Here is a 2,683-nt window from a genome sequence, read left to right as displayed (position 1 = left end):
TCCCGCCCGTCCCGCCCGGCGCATCGTCCCGCCCGTCCCGCCCGGCGCATCGTCCCGTCACCCCCCGATGTTTCGCTGGGGTAACAACCGTCACGCCTCTGGCGAACACGGGCATGGACCGTGGGGGGCCGCGGTTAGCCTGGAAGCACGCGCGGCGGGTCACCGTCGCGACCCCGGTCCCGGCCGGACGATCAAGGGAGGCTGACATGTTCGAACGGTTCACCGATCGGGCCCGTCGAGTGGTGGTGCTCGCGCAGGAAGAGGCGCGCATGCTCAACCACAACTACATCGGCACGGAGCACATCCTGCTCGGCCTGGTCCGCGAGGGCGAGGGCGTGGCGGCGAAGGCCCTCGAGGCCATGGACATCTCCCTCAACGGCGTCCGCGAGCAGGTCCAGGAGATCATCGGCGAGGGCTCGCACGCCCCGTCCGGGCACATCCCGTTCACCCCGCGCGCCAAGAAGGTGCTCGAGCTGTCGCTGCGCGAGGCGCTGCAGCTGGGCCACAACTACATCGGCACCGAGCACATCCTGCTGGGCCTCATCCGCGAGGGCGAGGGCGTCGCAGCGCAGGTGCTGGGCAAGCTGGGGGCGGACCTGGGTGGCGTGCGTCAGCAGGTGATCCAGCTCCTGTCCGGCTATGAGGGCAAGGAGCCGGTCGCCTCCGGCGGTGGGCCCCAGGAGGGCACGCCCGCGGGCTCGACCGTGCTCGACCAGTTCGGCCGCAACTTCACGCAGGCCGCGCGCGAGGGCAAGCTCGACCCCGTCGTGGGCCGCGAGCTCATCATGGAGCGCGTGATGCAGGTGCTGTCGCGCCGCACCAAGAACAACCCCGTGCTGATCGGCGAGCCCGGCGTGGGCAAGACGGCCGTGGTCGAGGGCCTGGCCCAGGCGATCGTGCGCGGCGACGTGCCCGAGACGCTCAAGGACAAGCACCTCTACACGCTGGACCTGGGCTCGCTGGTGGCCGGCTCCCGCTACCGCGGTGACTTCGAGGAGCGCCTCAAGAAGGTGCTCAAGGAGATCCGCACCCGCGGCGACATCATCCTGTTCATCGACGAGATCCACACCCTGGTGGGTGCCGGTGCCGCCGAGGGCGCCATCGACGCCGCGTCGATCCTCAAGCCCATGCTGGCGCGAGGCGAGCTGCAGACCATCGGCGCCACCACGCTCGACGAGTACCGCAAGCACGTCGAGAAGGACCCCGCGCTCGAGCGCCGCTTCCAGCCCATCCAGGTGCCGGAGCCGGAGCTGTCGCACACCATCGAGATTCTCAAAGGCCTGCGCGACCGCTACGAGGCGTTCCACCGCGTGACCATCACGGATGAAGCGATCGTGGCCGCCGCGACCATGGCGGACCGCTACATCTCCGACCGCTTCCTGCCGGACAAGGCGATCGACCTGATCGACGAGGCGGGCGCGCGCCTGCGCATCCGCCGGATGACGTCGCCGCCGGAGTTGCGTGACCTCGACGACAAGATCGCGAACGTGCGTCGCGACAAGGAGTCGGCGATCGACGCGCAGGACTTCGAGAAGGCCGCATCGCTTCGCGACGTCGAGCGTCGCCTCGCCGAGGAGCGCGCCCACAAGGAGGAGGCCTGGAAGTCGGGCGACCTCGACGTGGCCGCCGTGGTCGACGAGGACCTGATCGCCGAGGTGCTGTCGATGTCGACCGGTGTGCCCGTCACTCGCGTGTCTTCCGACGAGTCCTCGCGGCTGCTGTCGATGGAGTCCGAGCTGCACAAGCGGATCATCGGCCAGGAGCAGGCGATCAAGGTGCTCGCGCAGTCGATCCGCCGCACGCGCGCCGGGCTCAAGGACCCGAAGCGTCCGGGTGGCTCGTTCATCTTCGCCGGCCCCACCGGCGTCGGAAAGACGGAGCTCGCCAAGGCGCTCGCCGAGTTCCTCTTCGGCGACGAGGAGGCCCTGATCTCCCTCGACATGTCGGAGTACGGCGAGAAGCACACGGTGGCCCGCCTGTTCGGCGCGCCTCCCGGCTACGTGGGCTTCGAGGAGGGCGGCCAGCTCACCGAGAAGGTGCGCCGCAAGCCGTTCTCCGTGGTCCTGTTCGACGAGGTCGAGAAGGCGCACCCTGACATCTTCAACTCGCTGCTCCAGATCCTGGAGGACGGCAAGCTGACGGACGCCCAGGGTCGCGAGATCAACTTCAAGAACACCATCATCATCATGACCACGAACCTGGGCGCGGACTCGATCTCGCGCCGCCAGGCGACCGGCTTCTCGGCGATCACCGAGGGCGGCCAGACCTACGAGGACATGGTGAAGCTGGTCAACGGCAAGCTCAAGGAGCACTTCAAGCCGGAGTTCCTCAACCGTGTCGACAACGTGGTGGTGTTCCCGCAGCTCACGCAGCAGGAGATCATCGAGATCGTCGACCTCATGGTCGCCCGCCTCGACGAGCGCATGCGGGACAAGGACATGGGCATCGAGCTCACCACGGCGGCCAAGAAGCTGCTCGCGGAGAAGGGCTACGACCCGGTCCTGGGAGCGCGTCCGCTGCGCCGTGCGCTCCAGCGCGAGATCGAGGACCCGCTGTCGGAGAAGATCCTGTTCGGCGAGGTGGTGGCCGGCCAGATCATCCGCGTCGACGCCGAGGGCGAGGGGCTCCTGGGCGAGTTCACGTTCGAGGGCATCGACAAGGACGACCTCACCGGGGAGCCCAC

Annotated in this window: 1 protein-coding gene; it reads left to right on the top strand. The window is 68.6% G+C overall.

The features are described from left to right. Window positions 1-206: 206 nt before the first annotated feature. Window positions 207-2,683: ATP-dependent Clp protease ATP-binding subunit (locus tag Q0L54_RS02465; protein WP_296665229.1), on the top strand; the 2,477-nt coding region annotated here is incomplete at its 3' end.

The organism is Demequina sp., from assembly GCF_024642165.1.
In the GTDB taxonomy this organism is placed as follows: domain Bacteria; phylum Actinomycetota; class Actinomycetes; order Actinomycetales; family Demequinaceae; genus Demequina.
Note: the sequence above shows the minus strand (reverse complement) of the source record. Positions and strands in the feature narration are given on the sequence as shown.